Origin of the sequence: Nocardia sp. NPDC049190 (assembly GCF_040648115.1) — a bacterium.
Classification (GTDB): Bacteria; Actinomycetota; Actinomycetes; order Mycobacteriales; family Mycobacteriaceae; genus Nocardia.
In genome coordinates this window covers 154,118-169,904 of record NZ_JBEZDE010000012.1, presented here as the reverse complement: position 1 = coordinate 169,904, position 15,787 = coordinate 154,118, and the positions used below count along the sequence as shown (strand labels likewise).

Sequence of the window (15,787 nt, the reverse complement as noted above, 5' to 3'; positions counted from 1 at the left end):
CTGCGCGTGCGCCCGGCCGGACACCGCGTGCCCCGCGCCGCCGACGGCACCGTCGAACAAGAATGGCTGCTGGCCGAATGGCCCACCGGCGCAACCGAACCCACCGGCTACTGGTTGTCCACCTTGCCCGCCGAAACTGCCATCGCAGATCTGGTCCGCCTCGCGAAGATACGCTGGCGCATCGAGCACGATTACCGCGAACTCAAAGTAGCGCTCGGCCTGGACCACTTCGAGGGCCGTTCCTGGCTCGGCTGGCACCACCACGCCACCCTCGTCACCGCCGCCCACCTATTTCTCACCACGCTGCGGTTATCCGACCCAAAAGCCGATGGGCAGGACTGACCCTCTACGGCATCGTCCGCGAAATCCAACGCGCACTGGCTATCTGGATCGGTACCTGCCCACTCTGCCACCACACCTTCCCAACCTAACAAAGTACTACTAGATCACGGTGACCAGTATCCGGACTGTGAACACCATCCGATGTTGCGTCCAGCCTCAGCCTCGCGGCGGCGGTCGCCATCCCGCCGCGTCGTTCGTAGGCGGCTGAACCATCCTGGATCGGCGGGAGCCTGGCCCCCGGATAAGGGTGTCGCGTTAGCCCAGCCTTAGTCCAGAATATTCAACCCAATGGTTGACAATCGGTTGACGTGCGGGGATATTCAACCTTGTGGTTGTGAATTCCGATGGTGTCGATAGTGTGGCCCTGGTAGGGAGGGCCTCCCACCTGCAGCGCATGGACAAGGTCCTGGCAGATGCCCGGTCGGGTTCGGCGGGCGCCGTCATTGTGTGGGGTGAGCCAGGTATCGGTAAGACACGTCTTGTGAGTGAGTGGTGTGAGCGGGCGGTCGCGGCGGGTTCCGAGGTGTTGGCGGGGCGTGGGTCGGAGTCGGAGCAGGAAGTCCCGTTCGGGATGGTGGTCCAGGCCCTTGATGAGCGGTTCGCGGCTTTGGATTCCCAGGTCGTGGCCAAGGTGGGTCCGAATCGTATGGCGGAGTTGGCTGCGGTGTTGCCGTCGTTGTCGCGAGGTGGCGGGCAGTCGGCGAGGCGGTTGGAAGTGGAGCGCTTCGAGTTCCATCGCGCGGTCCGTTTCGCGTTCGACCAGCTCGCTCGGCGCAAGCCGATCGTGTTGGCGCTCGACGATGTGCACTGGGCGGACCCGGCCTCGGTGGAGCTGATCGGTCATCTGTTGCGGCATTCGGTGCCGGGTTTGGTGTTGGTCTTGGCTTATCGTCCTCGGCAGGCGCCGCGTTTGCTGGTGGATGCCGTTTTGCAGGCGGCGCGTGAGAGTTCGGTGTGTGAGCTCGAGTTGGCGCCGTTGACGCTTGCGGAGGCCGCGGAAGCGTTGGGAGCGCGGCCGGATTCTGCTTTGGCGGGGGCGTTGCACTTCGAGAGCGGTGGTAATCCGTTCTATCTCGAACAGTTGGCACGGAGTTCGGGGAAGCTTCTGCCGATTCCGAGGGCTGGCGGTGCAGCTGGGAAAGAGGCGGGTATCTCCGTGGCGTTACGGATGACGATCACCAATGAGCTCTCGGGGTTGGTGAGTGACACGTTGAGGGTTCTGCAAGCCGGTGCGGTGGCCGGTGACCCGTTCGATCTCGATCTCGTGACCGCGATCGTCGAGTCCGAGCAGCACCGGGTGCTGAGATCGCTCGATGAACTGGTCGCGGTCGATCTGGTTCGTCCGACCAAGACGCCGGGTCGGTTCCGTTTCCGGTATCCGATTGTGCGTCGGGTGGTGTATGACGAAGCGATGCCGGGCTGGCGATACAGTGCCCACAAGCAGGCAGCGGAAGCGCTCGGTCGGCGTGGCGCATCGGTTGGGACGCGGGCGTTGGTGGAGTAAGCCAGCAGGACCGCGATCAGGTTCCGTTTCAACTCCGGGCTTGCCTGCCACCGGCGTGGGTGAAGCAGTCCAGGTAGCCGGTGCGTTCGTCCAGCTCGATCAGCAGTGCACTATCAGCGCGAACGGCAACATCTCGGTCAGCTCGGCCTTGAGCGCCGTCGCCTCGGACGGGATGTCCTCCGCCATCAACGGCGAGATCACCAGGTCACCCTCCTCATCGAGACGGACCAGGCCATCGCCGGCCGCCAGGACCCGGCGTTGCTCCGCCGGAAGCACCGACATATCGAGGTGTCCGCGCCCAGACCGCGTAGATACCCCGGTTTCTCGACCTCGTTGCGCACCGCAGCTGCCGACGCCTCCACCGGACCGGTCGACAACCACCGCAGCCGCGACCTCTCGATCGACACATCCGGGACCAGCAGAGCATCCAGCTCCGCGCAGCGCTACGCAGTCAACTCGTGCGATGTCCGGTCGTAGGTCCCGCGCTGCGCCTGCTCGCGAGCATGCACGACCCGGCGAACAACAGTGTCCGGGACGAACCCCAGCCATCGCAGCAAACACAGCGCCACCGACAGACCCAGCCGCTCCGAAGGGCCGCGGCCCCGACCCGGAGTCACGAACGTGATATCGGCCGGGGGTGAGCGTGAAGAACCGGACCAACTCATCGCGACTGATATCGAAAACTCCCGAAACCGCGCCAACTCCTCATCCGCGAACACCCGCGTCGCCACGAAACCCGACCTCCAGCACACCGACCAACCTCATCGGCAGCCAAGCCAAGCACCAAACGAGCCCATCCGCAGCCCGAGCCGCTACAGGATATCTTCGCTGGTCAAGCCATTGTCGTTGTTTTCCGCGCGGTTACTACCGGAACCTACTTGGTCCGGAAGGCATCGTCCGATTCTCGACGGGTTCACCTGTGAACCCGGTGGACACTGGTTCGAAAGTCGGTGCGCTGGAGCGAATAGATCGCGTCCAGCGCCCGTGACCCGCTGGCCCGTCCTGGTTGATACTCCTAGCGCACTTGTTCGTCGATGCTCACGGCGCCTTGCCGATATCGACGCCGGGCGCGGCGTCGGTGATGATGGAGTCCGCGGCCACCACGGCTGCGCCGCCCTTGCCGCGCTTGCGCGCCCGCAGCCGACCTTCCAGCTTGGTCGCCACCAACGTCAGCGTGCTGTTGAGGGCGATCATGACGACCGCGATGACCATCAACGCCGGTACGGTGTTCTGTTCGGCCGCGCCGAGTTGCTGGCCGGACCGCACGATTTCGACATAGGTGATCTGGTAGCCCAGCGCCGAGTCCTTGAGCGCGACCACCATCTGCGAGATCAGCGCGGGCAGCATCGCCGTGATCGCCTGCGGCAGCAGGATCAGCCGCATCAATTGACTCTTGCGCATGCCGAGCGCGACCGCCGCCTCGGTCTGTCCTTTCGGCAGTGACCGAATACCCGCTCGCACGATCTCCGCGATGACCGAACCGTTGTAGATGGTCAGGGCGGTGACCACCGCGGCAAGTGCCAGATCGTCGGACTTGAAGACCTGGTAGTCGGAGAACACCGCGAACAGGAAGATCATCAAGATCAGCACCGGAATCGCGCGGGCCACCTCGACGATCGTGCCGGCCACCCAGCGCACGATTCGATGGTCCGACTGCCGCAGGATGCCGAAGACCATGCCCACAACCAGGGCGAACACGATCGACAGCAGCGCGGCCACCACGGTGCCCCGCAACCCCGGCAGCAGGTAGGTGGACCACACTTCGACGTCGAGGAACGGCTTCCATTTCGCTGCGGTGAACTGCCCCTTGTCGGCGAAGCCGCGATAGAACATCCAGACCGCTGCGAGCACCGCGATCAAGACGACGGCCGAATAGATAGTATTGCGCAACCGAGCTTTCGGGCCCGGTGCGTCGAACAGAACGGAAGCGCCTGCGCTCATGCCCTGGCCTCGCTGACGCTCGACTTCTGCGGCACCGCACCGGGGGTTGCGTTGATCGCTGGCTCGCCGTGCCCACTCATCGGGCCACCTCGTATCGCTTGGCCAGCCAGCCGAAGAACAGGCCGGTCGGTAGGGTCAGGATGACGAAGCCGAGCGCGAAGATCGCGCCGATGGCCAGCACGGCGGCCTCGGTCTCGTTCATCTCCGCCATCAGGGTCGCCGCTTCGGCGACGCCGATGGCCGAGGCGATGGTGGAGTTCTTGGTCAGTGCGATCAGCACACTGCCCAGCGGTGCGATGACCGAGCGAAAGGCCTGCGGCAGCACGATGAGCCGCAGATTCTGCAGAAAGCCGAAGCCGAGCGAGCGGCCCGCCTCCGACTGGCCCATCGGCACCGTATTGATACCCGAGCGCAGCGACTCGCAGACGAACGCGGCCGTGTAAATACTCAGGCCGATGACGGCGAAGCGGAAGTTGTTCTGCTCCAACGAATCCGGGCCTTCACCTGCAAGCCGCCAGCCCATGGTGGTGTAGAGGCCCAGCGACATGAACACGATGATCAATGTGAGTGGGGTATTGCGGAAGATGGTGACGTAGACGGTACCGACCCACCGTGCGACCGGCACGGGGGAAACCCGCAGTCCGGCGACGATCGTGCCGAGGATCAGCGCGCCGATCGCCGACAGCACGGTGAGTTCGATAGTCACCCAGAAGGCTTCGAGGATATTGGTGTCATACCTCGAGATCAGGTCGAACACGGCGGACGCGTCCCTCCGATCAGTTCTCGATGGTCAGGGGATGTGCGGCGGGCGGCCCGGCCGGATGCGGCCGGGCCACCCGAACTCGGGTGGAAGAGGTAGGGACCTCAGTACCGGTTCAGGGCCGGCGGCTGCGGTGCCTGGTAACCGGAGGCGCCGACGGTCGCGTCGAACGCCTTCTTCCAGGACCCGTCGGCGAACATCGCCTCGATCGCGTTGTTGACCTGATCGCGGAGTTGCTTATCGCCCTTCTTCAGGCCGATGCCGTAGTTCTCCGTGGTGAACGGCTTGCCGACCACCTTGAACGCTCCGCTGCTCTGCGCGGCGTAACCAGCCAGGATGATGTCATCGGTGGTCACGGCGTCCCATGACCCGGCGCGCAGGCCTTCCAGGCACAGCGAATAGGTGTCGTTGGCTTGCAGCTGGGTGTCGGGGAAGTTCTTCTCGATGTTCTGCGCCGGGGTGGACCCCTTCACCGAGCAGACCTTCTTGCCCTTCAACGTCTCCGGGCCATTGATGTCGGTGTTGTCGGCGCGTACCAGGAACGACTGGCCCGCCACGTAGTAAGGACCGGCGAAGTCGACTTTCTCCTTGCGCTTGTCGGTAATCGAGTAGGTCGCGACGATGAAGTCGACCTGGCCGTTCTCGATCAGCGTTTCACGCTGGGCGGAAGGAGCTTCTTTGAAGGTGATGGCGTCGGGCTTGACGCCGAGCTTGCCCGCCACGTACTTCGCCACTTCGACATCGAAGCCACCGTAGGAGCCGTCTTTGTTGCGTAGGCCCAGGCCCGGCTGGTCGAATTTGATGCCGACGGTCAGCTTGCCGTCCTTGGCGTGGTCCAGTGCGGTTTTGTCGCCGCCGCCGCCACACGCGCTCGCGGTCGCGGCGGCGAGCGTCAGGGCGATCACCCCGACACCGACGCGCAGGGCATGATTGATCCTCATCTGGTTTTCTCCCTCTCATGGGTGGTGCTAGCCGCTCTGTCCGGCAGGTCAGTGGCTTTGTGTCAGGTCAGTGACACTATTCAGTGGCTCAATATCTTGCCGAGGAAGTCCTTGGCGCGGTCGGACTCCGGGGCGGTGAAGAAGGCGTCCGGCGTCGCGTCCTCCACCACTTGGCCGTCGGCCATGAACAGCACCCGGTGTCCGGCGCGCCGGGCGAAGCCCATCTCATGGGTGACGACCAGCATGGTCATGCCGTCCTTGGCCAGTGACACCATCACCTCGAGCACTTCGTTGACCATCTCGGGGTCCAGCGCGGAGGTCGGCTCGTCGAACAGCATCACCTTGGGGCTCATCGCCAGCGCGCGGGCGATCGCGACGCGCTGCTGTTGCCCGCCCGACAGTTGTGCCGGGTATTTGTCCGCCTGATCGGCGATGCCGACTCGGTCGAGCAGTTCCATGGCGCGCGTGTGCGCGTCGTCCTTCTTGATCTTGCGGACCTTGGTCGGCGCGAGCATGACGTTCTGCACGATCGTTTTGTGTGCGAACAGGTTGAACGACTGGAACACCATGCCGACGTCGGCGCGCAGCGCGGCCAGCGCGCGGCCCTCGGCGGGCAGCGGGACGCCATCGATGGCGATGTCGCCGGAGTCGATCGGTTCCAGTCGGTTGATGGTGCGGCACAGCGTCGACTTTCCGGAACCCGAAGGGCCCAGAACGATGACGACCTGTCCTCGGGGAACCTCGAGGTTGATGTCTTTGAGCACATGCAGGTCGCCGAAATGCTTGTCCACATTGCGTATCGAGATCATCGGCGGCGCGCTGGCTGCGGCGCTGACGTCCCCGGTTGAAGCGTTCCCGGTGGTATCGGGCGCGGCGGCGTCGTCGGTCATGGTCAAGACCTTAAGCCGATTTTGTGAATTTGCCCGAGTTTATCCGACACGCCGTGACGACACGCCGATGCGATACATGGCCGTAACGTCGATTTCCGTACCGGGGCCACCCCTGGGCCTGCGCCGATACCCGCGAAACCGGCCGACCCGTACCCTGGACAGGTGGATTCGATCGGACAGGCAGTGTCATCTCCGGCGGAGGGGTTGTCCCCGGCGGCCCTCGACGGCACAGCACGCAGCTATGAGGTCCGCACCTTCGGTTGCCAGATGAACGTGCACGATTCCGAACGCTTATCGGGTTTGCTGGAGGATGCGGGATATGTGAAGGCCGCGCCCGGCGCGACGGCCGACCTCGTCGTCTTCAATACCTGCGCGGTGCGCGAGAATGCCGATAACAAGCTTTACGGAACGCTCGGTCATCTGGCTCCGATCAAGGCGGGGCGTCCCGGCATGCAGATCGCCGTCGGCGGCTGTCTGGCGCAGAAGGACCGCGACGTCGTGGTGCGCAAGGCGCCGTGGGTGGATGTGGTGTTCGGCACACATAACATCGGCTCGCTGCCGGTACTGCTGGAGCGGGCGCGGCACAACCAGGAGGCCCAGGTGGAGATCCTGGAGTCGCTGGAGGCGTTCCCGTCCACCTTGCCCGCCAAGCGCGAATCAGCCTATGCGGGCTGGGTTTCCATCTCGGTCGGCTGCAACAACACCTGCACCTTCTGCATCGTACCCTCGTTGCGCGGCAAAGAGGTCGACCGCCGCCCCGGCGACGTGCTCGCCGAGGTGCAGGCGCTGGTCGACCAGGGCGTGCTCGAGGTGACGCTGCTGGGGCAGAACGTCAACTCCTACGGCGCGTCCTTCGTCGATCCGAGCGAGCCCCGTGACCGTGGTGCGTTCGCCAAACTGCTCCGCGCGTGTGGGACCATCGACGGCCTCGAGCGGGTCCGCTTCACCTCGCCACACCCGGCCGAATTCACCGACGACGTGATCGAGGCGATGGCCGAGACCCCGAATATCTGCCCCCAGCTGCATATGCCACTGCAGTCCGGCTCGGATCGGGTGCTCAAGTCCATGCGCCGCTCCTACCGCAAGGCCCGTTACCTCGGGATCATCGACAAGGTGCGGGCCGCGATGCCGCACGCGGCGATCACCACCGACATCATCGTCGGTTTCCCCGGCGAAACCGAGGAGGACTTCCAGGAGACCCTGGATGTGGTCCGCCAGGCGCGTTTCACCAGCGCGTACACCTTCCAGTACTCCAGGCGGCCCGGAACCCCCGCCGCGGACATGCCCGACCAGCTGCCCAAGGCCGTCGTGCAGGAGCGCTACGACCGGCTGATCGCGCTACAAGAGGAGATCTCGTTGACGGCGAACCAGGCGCTGGTGGGCACCGAGGTCGAGTTGCTCATCGCGGAGGGAGCGGGCAAGAAGAACGCCGCGACCGCCAGGATGAGCGGACGCGCCCGCGACGGCAGGCTGGTGCACTTCCGTCCCGGCGGCACCGACGAACCGCTGCGTCCCGGCGACATCGTCACCGTCGATATCACCAGCGCGGCGCCGCACCACCTGATCGCCGACGCTGCGATCAAGACGCACCGCCGCACCCGTGCCGGGGACGCGCACGAGCGCGGCAGCACCCCGAAGACCGAGCCGATCGGAGTTGGTCTCGGCTTGCCCCGGATCGGCGTACCGCCGCCGGCCCCGGCGGCTGAGGGCTGCTCGACCGGCTGCGACATATGAGCAGCCAGCCGGACGATGGTGGCGATGTCACCCGCGGCGGCGCGACACCGCGTCGCACGTCCGGCGACGACGCGCATCGCGCGTCAGCGAGCAGCGCGGCGCAGCGCGGCCCCGACTCCGTGACCGGCCAAGCCGACGACCAACGAAACGAGGACTCAGTGAGCTCGGTCGAGGGCACCGGCGACTTCGAACAGTTCCGCGACGATCTGAATGCCGTCGAGCGGCGGATCGCGGGCGAGATCGATCCCGGTGTGCGCGCGATGGTGGTGGCGGGCGCGGTGTTCCTGCTGCTGCTGTCGCTGGTCCTGCCGCACGCGGGCGCGGCCCGTGGATTCGACGTGTTGCTGGGTACCGACGCCGCGCGAGTCGAGCACATCGGACTGCCGTCCCGTGTTTTCGTGTGGCTGCTCGTCGTCTTCGGCATCGGCTTCTCGACGCTCGCGCTGATGACTCGCCGTTGGGTGTTGGCTTGGATCGCGGTCGCAGGTAGCGCGATCGCCAGCGTGTTCGGTGTGTTGTCGATCTGGCATCGCCAGACCCCCGGGCTGGGCAACTACCACGGAGCGGGTCCCGGCTTCGGGCTGGTCATCGGGACCGTCGTCGCGATCGTGCTCACGTTCCACTGGATCCGCGTGGTGTGGACCCGTACCGCCCTGCACTTGGAGGCAGAACAGCAGCGCCGCGCCGCGGCGGCGGCCGCGGAGGAGCGTGAGCGTCGACGCCGCACCGGCGAATCCTGACTCGACGCGACCACAGGACGGTGGCCCCTCCGGGAAGGGCCACCGTCCTGTGTCGGAGGATCAGCGCTTGCTGACGGCGCCTTCGGCGGCCTCGGCCCACTCGCGCCACTGCTGGGCCTGCTCGAGCGCTTTCTCCGCGTCTCGGGAGTTGCCCGCGGCCTGAGCTTTGGCGGCCTGCTCTTCGAATTGCGCTACCCGCTCACGGAATTGGGCCGCGCGAGCCATCGCCTCCGGGTCGGTGCGCCGCCACTGCGCGTCGACAGCGTCACGGACGCGTTTCTCGATGGCGCGCAGCTTGCTTTCCAGTTCCTGCATGCGCTCGCGGGGCACCTTGCCGATCGCGTCCCATTTGTCTTGCAGCTCGCGCAGCCCGCTGCGTGCGGCGTCCAGGTCGGTGGACGGGTCGATGTGGCCGTAGCTGCGCAGCAGTTCTTCTTTGGCCACCGCATTGTGCTCGAACTCGGCGTCGCGTTCGGAGACCGCCGCGTTGCGGGCGGCGAAGAACACGTCCTGCGCGCTCTTGAAACGCCGCCACAGCGCCTCATCGGCCTCACGCGGGGCGCGACCTGCGGCTTTCCAATCGGCGAGCAGGTCACGGAAGATGCTGGCGGTGCCCACCCAATCGGTGGACCCGGACAGTTCTTCGGCCTGCCCGCACAGTTCCTCCTTGCGCGACTTCGCGGCGGCGCGTTCTCGGTCCAGCTCGGCGAAGTGCGCGCCGCGGCGCCGGTTGAATGCCTCCCGCGCCTTGGAGTAGCGCTTCCACAGCGCGTCGTCGACTTTGCGGTCCACCCCGCGGATGGACTTCCATTCGTCGAGGATCTCGCGTAGCCGGTCGCCCGCGGCCTTCCACTGGGTGGCCTCGGCGGCGATCTTCTCCGCCTCGGCCGCGAGCGCCTCCTTACGCTCGGTGTGTTCGTGGCGGGCGCGCTCCTTCTCCTCCTTGGCGTGCGCGGCCGCTTCCTCGGAGTGTTCGGCGATCGCCTGCAAACGCTGGGCGAGTCCGTCGATATCGCCGATGACGGCGGCGGTCGGGAGCGATTCGGCCAGCGCGACGGCGGCGGCTTTGGTCTTGCGCGCATCCGCGCCCGCGGCCAGCCGTGCTTCGAGCAGGGCGACCTCGGTGGCGAGATCATCGAACCGGCGGCCGAAGTGGGCCAGGCCCTCCGCGGCGTCGCCCGCCTGCCAGGACCCGACCTGGTGTTCACCGTCGGCAGTCTTCACCCAGGCGGTGCCGTCCTCGTCGACTCGGCCCCACACACTGGGATCGGAGACCGTGGGTACCACGACGGGATGTGGGTGTTGCTGGGCCGGGCCCGGGGCTGGTTTGACCGCGTGCGGCTTGGGGGGTTGAATCGAGCCGCCGGGTTTCGGGGCACCGGAAGAGCGCGGCATCTTGCCCGGGCTGGCTTTCGCGGTTCCGTTGCTGTCGGTCATTTTTCCTCGTCCCTGCCGCGCGTCACGGCTGCCTGGTTACGCCCTAGCTCATCCCATTCAACCCGGTCCGAGCTCCTGTGACCATTGATCCACACTTTCCCCCGGCGGAATCCCGGGGATTGCAACCCCTGATGACCTGGGTTGTAGCTCCTCGAACACTATCAATCTCGGCGGTGTTTGCGGCAGAGACACTCGAAGCCGGACGGTACCGGTGGTCTGCGCAACGACTACGGTTACGACGTGTTCTCCCTCGCCGCCCTGGTTCCCTCGCCGCCGATCCTGGTGCCCGAACTGTGCGGCGGTGGGGCCGACCCGGTGGGAATCGACCATCCCGACCAGCGCGCCGTACTGCGCGCCGCGGTGCTGGACGCGGTGCGTACTTTCGCGGCCGTGCCGGACCGCTGGATGGTGCTGGGCGTGGGTATCGCCGACGACGTGCTCGGGCCGGAAACGGTCGGCACGTTTCGAGGGTTCGGCGCGGACCTGCGGGTAGGCCTGTCCTGCGCAGCGGTCGCAGGCCCGCGCGAGGCCGATCCCGGGCTTGCGCTGCCCGCGCTGATCGCGGGGTGGCTGCGGGGGCGAGTCGCGCCGGCGGCCGTCGCCGAGGCTCGCATCGTGGCGAGGGACGCACCACCGGATCGGTGCGCCGAACTCGGCGCGCGGCTGCGCGCCGAGCTGGACGTCAGCGACGCGCCGGTGGGTGTGCTCGTCGTCGCCGACGGTGCGGCGACGTTGTCCATTAAGGCGCCCGGCTACCTCGACGAACGGGCCGACGCCGTGCAGGACGCGCTCGATCGCGCGCTGACGGCGGGCGACCGCGCCGGAATCCACGCACTCGATCCGGCACTGTGCGCCGAACTCGCCCTCTCCGGCCGGCCCGCGTACCAGGTGCTTGCCGGGCTGTTCCGCGCCGATCCGATGGTCGAGACCCGGTACTGCGACGCGCCCTTCGGGGTCGGCTACCACGTGAGCCTCTGGCGTCCCACGCGAGACGAGGTCGCGTGACCGGGACGGGCATCACCCCGATCGCAGTGGTCGGACCCACCGCCACCGGTAAGTCCGATCTCGCTCTCGACGTGGCCGAACGGCTCGGCGGCGAGATCGTGAACATCGACGCGATGCAGCTCTACCGTGGCATGGACGTCGGCACCGCGAAACTGCCGCTCGCCCAGCGCCGCGGGATCCCGCACCATCAGCTCGACGTGCTGGAGGTGACCGCGACCGCGACCGTTGCCGCTTATCAGGCCGCGGCGAGCACGGACGTGGCCGCGATCATGGCCCGAGGGCGCGTGCCGGTCATCGTCGGCGGCTCGATGATGTATGTCCAGGCGTTGCTGGACCAGTGGGATTTCCCGGCCACCGATCCCCTCGTGCGGGCCCGCTGGGAGGCGGTGCTCGCGGAGGGCGGCGTCGCGGCGGTGCACGCCGCGCTGCGCAAGGCCGATCCGGCGGCGGCGGCCACGATCCTGCCGACCGACGGCCGCCGCATGGTCCGCGCGCTCGAGGTCGTCGAACTCACCGGCCGGCCGTTCGCCGCGTCGGCTCCGCGGATCGGCCAGCCGCGGTGGGGCACCCTCATCATCGGTGTCGACCGTGCGACCGCGGCTCTGGACGCGCGCATCGAACAGCGCACCGCCTCGATGTTCGCGCACGGGCTTGTCGAGGAGGTACGCGGCCTGATCGGGCACGGCCTGCGGGAGGGTGTCACCGCCCGGCGCGCAATCGGCTACGCACAAGTCCTGTCCTACTTGGATAACGAATACGACCTGGACGACGCGCGGGAGCGCACCCTGATCGGCACACGCCGCTACGTCCGCAGGCAGCGTTCGTGGTTTCGGCGCGATCCCCGGGTGCGCTGGGTGGACGGCGCCGACCCCGACCTGGTGGCGACGACGCTCGCCTTGCTCGACGAGAAAGAACGGACTCAGTGAACAGACGTGTGAGCACCCGCAACGCCTCTGTCCAGGTGTGGCAGGCATACCTGAACAACCGGACCAAACGTCATCGGGACGGACGGTTCCTGGTGCAGGGGGTCCGCCCGATCACCCAAGCCGTCGCCAATGATTGGCCACTCGAGACGCTGCTGTACCGCCTCGGTGTGCCCGACCTGTCCAGTTGGGCGCGCGAGGTCTTGGATACCAGTGGCGCGCCACAGGTCGGCCTGGTCCCCGAGTTGATGGCCGAACTCGGGGAAAAATCCAGCGGCATACCGGAACTCGTGGCCGTCGCGGTGTCGCGACAGCCGGAACTCGAGACGTTCGAGCCCGGCGAGCCAGGGGAGGACGCGCCGGTGGTGGTGGTGTTCGATCGCCCCAACTCGCCGGGCAATCTGGGCACGCTGATCCGGTCGGCGGACGCGTTCGGCGCCAGCGGTGTCATCGTGACCGGGCACGGCGCCGACCAGTACGACCCGCAGGCGGTGCGCGCGTCGACGGGTTCGCTGTTCAGCGTGCCGGTCATTCGCGCTGCCGGACCCGCGCAGGTGCTCGAGTTCCGCGACCGTCAGGTGCGTCGCGGCATCCCGACCCGCATCGTCGGCACCGACGAGGACGGCCCCCGCGCGGCCTACGACCACGACTTCACCGAGGCGACGATCCTCGTCGTCGGTAATGAGACCAGCGGTCTGAGCTCGGCCTGGCGGCAGGTCTGCGACGACATGGTGTACATACCCATGGGTGGCACGGCCAGTTCGTTGGGCGCGCCGTCGGCGGCGGCGGTGGCGCTCTACGAAATTTCCCGGCAGCGCCGGACGTTTGCCCAATGACGACGAGATCAGGGAGACATCGTACGTGCCGGATATCGAGTTCACCAAGGGACATGGCACCGAGAACGACTTCGTGGTGCTGCCCGACCCGCAGGTACGGCTGGCGCTGACCCCGGAGCGGGTCGGCGCGCTGTGCGATCGTCGCCGCGGGGTCGGTGCGGACGGCGTGCTGCGGGTCGCGCGGGCCGGTGCGTTGCTGGCCGCGGGTGTGCTCGACGAGATCCCGGCGGGTGTCGGCGCGGACGACTGGTTCATGGACTATCGCAATGCCGACGGTTCGATCGCCGAGATGTGCGGCAACGGGGTGCGCGTATTCGCCCACTACCTGGCGTCGTCGGGACTCGAGACCCGGGATGGCTACGTCGTCGGCAGTCGTGCCGGAGCGCGTCCGGTCACTGTGCACGCCGCGGACGTGGTCAGCGGTGAGGTCACCGTCGGCATGGGCCGGGTGCGCGAACTCGGCGAGTCGACCGCGACGATCGCGGGCTGGGCGTTGCCGGGTATCGGCATCGATGTCGGCAACCCGCATCTGGCGTGCGTCGACCCGGGGCTGTCGTCGGAGGCTCTCGGCAAGCTCGACCTGACCGTCCCGCCCGGTTTCGATCCCGATCTGTTCCCGCACGGCGTGAACGTCGAGATCGTCACGGCACTCGATGCCGATCGCTCGGTGGACATGCGGGTGTACGAGCGCGGTGTCGGCGAAACACGGTCGTGCGGAACGGGAACCGTGGCAGCGGCCGCCGCGGCGCTGGTCGCCGACGGCTTCCGGATCGCGGAGGACACCGGATCGGTGACCGTCCGTGTGCCGGGCGGTGCGGTGATCGTCGGCATCGAGAACGGCTCGGCGTGGCTGCGTGGACCGTCGGTTCTGGTAGCCTCCGGCCGCCTTGCCGAATCCTGGTGGGACGGTCTGTGAGCTGCGTGCACCGCGGATAACCGAGTGCCACGGCCACCGTTTCGTGGCAGCATGGACGGTGTATGAGCAAATCAGAGACGTATGAATTCACCCCGGCGGCCGGGAGTGACCGCGATGCCGACGACCGCGATGCCGATGTGACCGGTGACGTCGTCGCCGAGCACAGCGCCAGAATGGCGCGTTCCGGGTGGTCGGGTGAGCCCACGGTCGGCGAGTTGCAGTTGCAGGACCGCAGCTCGCTTCGACGCGTCGCGGGTCTGTCCACCGAACTCACCGACATCACCGAGGTCGAGTACCGCCAGTTGCGCCTGGAGCGCGTCGTGCTGGTCGGTGTCTGGACCTCGGGGACCGCCGCGCAGGCGGAGGCGAGCATGGCCGAGCTGGCCGCACTGGCCGAGACTGCGGGCTCCGAGGTGCTCGAGGCGTTGATCCAGCGCCGGGACCGGCCGGATCCGGCCACCTACATCGGCTCCGGCAAGGCCGACGAACTGCGCACCGTGGTGCTGGAGACCGGCGCCGACACGGTGATCTGCGACGGTGAGCTGACCCCCGCGCAGCTGACCGCGCTGGAGAAGGTCGCCAAGGTGAAGGTGATCGACCGGACCGCGCTGATTCTGGACATCTTCGCCCAGCACGCCACCTCCCGCGAGGGCAAGGCACAGGTCTCGCTGGCCCAGATGGAGTACATGCTGCCGCGGCTGCGTGGCTGGGGCGAGTCGATGTCTCGGCAGGCCGGCGGTCGCGCGGGCAGTAACGGCGGTGTCGGTCTGCGTGGTCCCGGTGAGACCAAGATCGAAACCGACCGTCGCCGCATCCGTGAGCGAATGGCCAAGCTTCGCCGTGAGATTCGCGAGATGAAGACCGCGCGTGACACCATGCGGGCACGCCGCAATTCCAGCGGCATCCCGTCGGTGGCGATCGTCGGCTACACCAACGCGGGCAAGTCGAGCCTGATGAACGCTCTCACCGGTTCCGGTGTCCTGGTGCAGGACGCGTTGTTCGCCACTCTGGACCCGACCACCCGCCGGGCCGACTTGGACGACGGCCGCGAGGTGGTGTTCACCGACACCGTCGGTTTCGTCCGCCACCTGCCCACCCAATTGGTCGAGGCGTTCCGCTCCACCCTGGAGGAAGTGACCGGCGCCGACCTGCTGCTGCATGTGGTCGACGGTTCCGACGCGCTTCCTGCCGAGCAGATCAAGGCGGTCCGCGAGGTGATCACGGATGTGATCAAGGATTCCGGCACGCCCGCACCGCCGGAACTGCTGGTGGTCAACAAGGTCGATGCGGTCGATCCGATGGGACTCACCCACCTGCGCGCACTGTTGCCGGACGCGTCGTTCGTCTCGGTCCATTCCGGTCTCGGCATCGACGCGCTACGCGCGCGCCTGGCCGAGATGCTCGGCGGCCTGGATGTGGAGATCGGCGTGCTGTTGCCGTACACACGCGGCGATCTGCTCGCGCGGATCCACGCTGACGGCCGCATCGTGAGCTCCAGTCACGAGGAAGGCGGCACCCGCGTCCGCGCCCGGGTCCCGCATGCCCTCGCCGCTGCCCTGTCGCAGTACGCGCACGCGGGCGCAGGTTCGCCGGAGGCCGACGGGCACGCGGCAACGGAGTGACGGTTCTGCGGAAACCGGTCATCCACGCGGGACTTTCGGTGTAGATCAGGCCGATCGGCTCGGCACGGTGCTCGCTCGAACGAGGTGGGTCGATGCGTGCCACGCACTGGCGTGCGTGTCGTGCCGTTATCCTGGTCTGCCACTGACGGTCGGCCGCCTGTCGGAGTCCGGGTGACGTGTCGCGCTGATCGCACAT

At 67.2% G+C, this 15,787-nt stretch carries 14 protein-coding genes and 1 pseudogene; 9 read left to right on the top strand and 6 right to left on the bottom strand.

Annotation, left to right across the window (positions count from 1 at the left end):
- On the top strand, window positions 1-342 hold a 342-nt coding region (locus AB0B25_RS13795), incomplete at its 5' end, for a transposase (RefSeq protein ID WP_357178157.1).
- Between the two features lie 328 nt (window positions 343-670).
- Window positions 671-1,846 carry an AAA family ATPase gene (locus AB0B25_RS13790; RefSeq protein WP_357178154.1) on the top strand — a complete coding sequence of 392 codons (1,176 nt, stop codon included), beginning with the start codon at window positions 671-673 and terminating at the stop codon, window positions 1,844-1,846.
- On the opposite strand, the pseudogene AB0B25_RS13785 reads toward AB0B25_RS13790, so the two are convergent.
- The 5 genes and pseudogenes from AB0B25_RS13785 to AB0B25_RS13765 all read right to left on the bottom strand — a co-directional run.
- A pseudogene (locus AB0B25_RS13785) lies at window positions 1,834-2,577 on the bottom strand (DUF4158 domain-containing protein); the annotation flags it as partial. The gene AB0B25_RS13790 and the pseudogene AB0B25_RS13785 sit on opposite strands and share 13 nt — an antisense overlap.
- A 307-nt stretch (window positions 2,578-2,884) precedes the next feature.
- Window positions 2,885-3,787: an amino acid ABC transporter permease gene (locus AB0B25_RS13780; RefSeq protein WP_357178151.1), complete on the bottom strand. Its 903-nt coding sequence runs from the start codon at window positions 3,785-3,787 to the stop codon at window positions 2,885-2,887.
- 76 nt (window positions 3,788-3,863) lie between these two features.
- Entirely contained in the window at window positions 3,864-4,544 is a 681-nt protein-coding gene (locus tag AB0B25_RS13775; protein WP_357178148.1) for an amino acid ABC transporter permease, read from the bottom strand.
- 107 nt (window positions 4,545-4,651) lie between these two features.
- Window positions 4,652-5,488 (bottom strand): glutamate ABC transporter substrate-binding protein, encoded by an 837-nt coding sequence (locus AB0B25_RS13770; protein WP_357178146.1) that lies wholly within the window; start codon window positions 5,486-5,488, stop codon window positions 4,652-4,654.
- Window positions 5,489-5,568: 80 nt separating this feature from the next.
- On the bottom strand, window positions 5,569-6,297 hold the full coding sequence (locus tag AB0B25_RS13765) for an amino acid ABC transporter ATP-binding protein (RefSeq protein WP_357178213.1): 729 nt from the start codon (window positions 6,295-6,297) through the stop codon (window positions 5,569-5,571).
- 264 nt (window positions 6,298-6,561) lie between these two features.
- Between AB0B25_RS13765 and miaB the strand changes: the two genes are divergently transcribed.
- Together miaB and AB0B25_RS13755 are read left to right on the top strand one after the other, a co-directional pair.
- Entirely contained in the window at window positions 6,562-8,112 is a 1,551-nt protein-coding gene (miaB, locus tag AB0B25_RS13760) for a tRNA (N6-isopentenyl adenosine(37)-C2)-methylthiotransferase MiaB (RefSeq protein WP_357178210.1), read from the top strand.
- Between the two features lie 119 nt (window positions 8,113-8,231).
- Complete coding sequence (locus tag AB0B25_RS13755) at window positions 8,232-8,852, top strand: hypothetical protein (protein WP_357178207.1); 621 nt, start codon at window positions 8,232-8,234, stop codon at window positions 8,850-8,852.
- Window positions 8,853-8,912: 60 nt separating this feature from the next.
- Here AB0B25_RS13755 and AB0B25_RS13750 read toward each other — a convergent pair whose 3' ends face one another.
- Window positions 8,913-10,289, bottom strand: a complete 1,377-nt coding sequence (locus AB0B25_RS13750; protein WP_357178143.1) for a DUF349 domain-containing protein — start codon at window positions 10,287-10,289, stop codon at window positions 8,913-8,915.
- A gap of 177 nt (window positions 10,290-10,466) precedes the next feature.
- On the opposite strand from AB0B25_RS13750, the gene AB0B25_RS13745 reads away from it, so the two are divergent.
- The 5 genes from AB0B25_RS13745 (at window position 10,467) to hflX (ending at window position 15,591) form a co-directional block, all read left to right on the top strand.
- Entirely contained in the window at window positions 10,467-11,294 is an 828-nt protein-coding gene (locus AB0B25_RS13745; RefSeq protein ID WP_357178140.1) for a hypothetical protein, read from the top strand.
- Window positions 11,291-12,220 (top strand): tRNA (adenosine(37)-N6)-dimethylallyltransferase MiaA, encoded by a 930-nt coding sequence (gene miaA, locus AB0B25_RS13740; protein WP_357178137.1) that lies wholly within the window; start codon window positions 11,291-11,293, stop codon window positions 12,218-12,220. The genes AB0B25_RS13745 and miaA overlap by 4 nt, the downstream gene beginning before the upstream one ends.
- Complete coding sequence (locus AB0B25_RS13735; protein WP_357178134.1) at window positions 12,217-13,053, top strand: TrmH family RNA methyltransferase; 837 nt, start codon at window positions 12,217-12,219, stop codon at window positions 13,051-13,053. Before miaA ends, AB0B25_RS13735 begins: the two co-directional genes overlap by 4 nt.
- Before the next feature lie 34 nt (window positions 13,054-13,087).
- Entirely contained in the window at window positions 13,088-13,969 is an 882-nt protein-coding gene (gene dapF / locus AB0B25_RS13730) for a diaminopimelate epimerase (RefSeq protein ID WP_357178205.1), read from the top strand.
- A 173-nt stretch (window positions 13,970-14,142) separates the two neighbouring features.
- Window positions 14,143-15,591, top strand: a complete 1,449-nt coding sequence (gene hflX, locus AB0B25_RS13725) for a GTPase HflX (RefSeq protein WP_357178202.1) — start codon at window positions 14,143-14,145, stop codon at window positions 15,589-15,591.
- Window positions 15,592-15,787 lie beyond the last annotated feature (196 nt).

Coding starts and splice junctions, on each gene's coding strand:
- AB0B25_RS13780 (WP_357178151.1), bottom strand. CDS start 3,787: ATGAGCGCAGGCGCTTCCGTTCTGTTCGACGCACCGGGCCCGAAAGCT.
- AB0B25_RS13770 (WP_357178146.1), bottom strand. CDS start 5,488: ATGAGGATCAATCATGCCCTGCGCGTCGGTGTCGGGGTGATCGCCCTG.
- AB0B25_RS13765 (WP_357178213.1), bottom strand. CDS start 6,297: ATGATCTCGATACGCAATGTGGACAAGCATTTCGGCGACCTGCATGTG.
- AB0B25_RS13750 (WP_357178143.1), bottom strand. CDS start 10,289: ATGACCGACAGCAACGGAACCGCGAAAGCCAGCCCGGGCAAGATGCCG.
- hflX (WP_357178202.1), top strand. CDS start 14,143: ATGGCGCGTTCCGGGTGGTCGGGTGAGCCCACGGTCGGCGAGTTGCAG.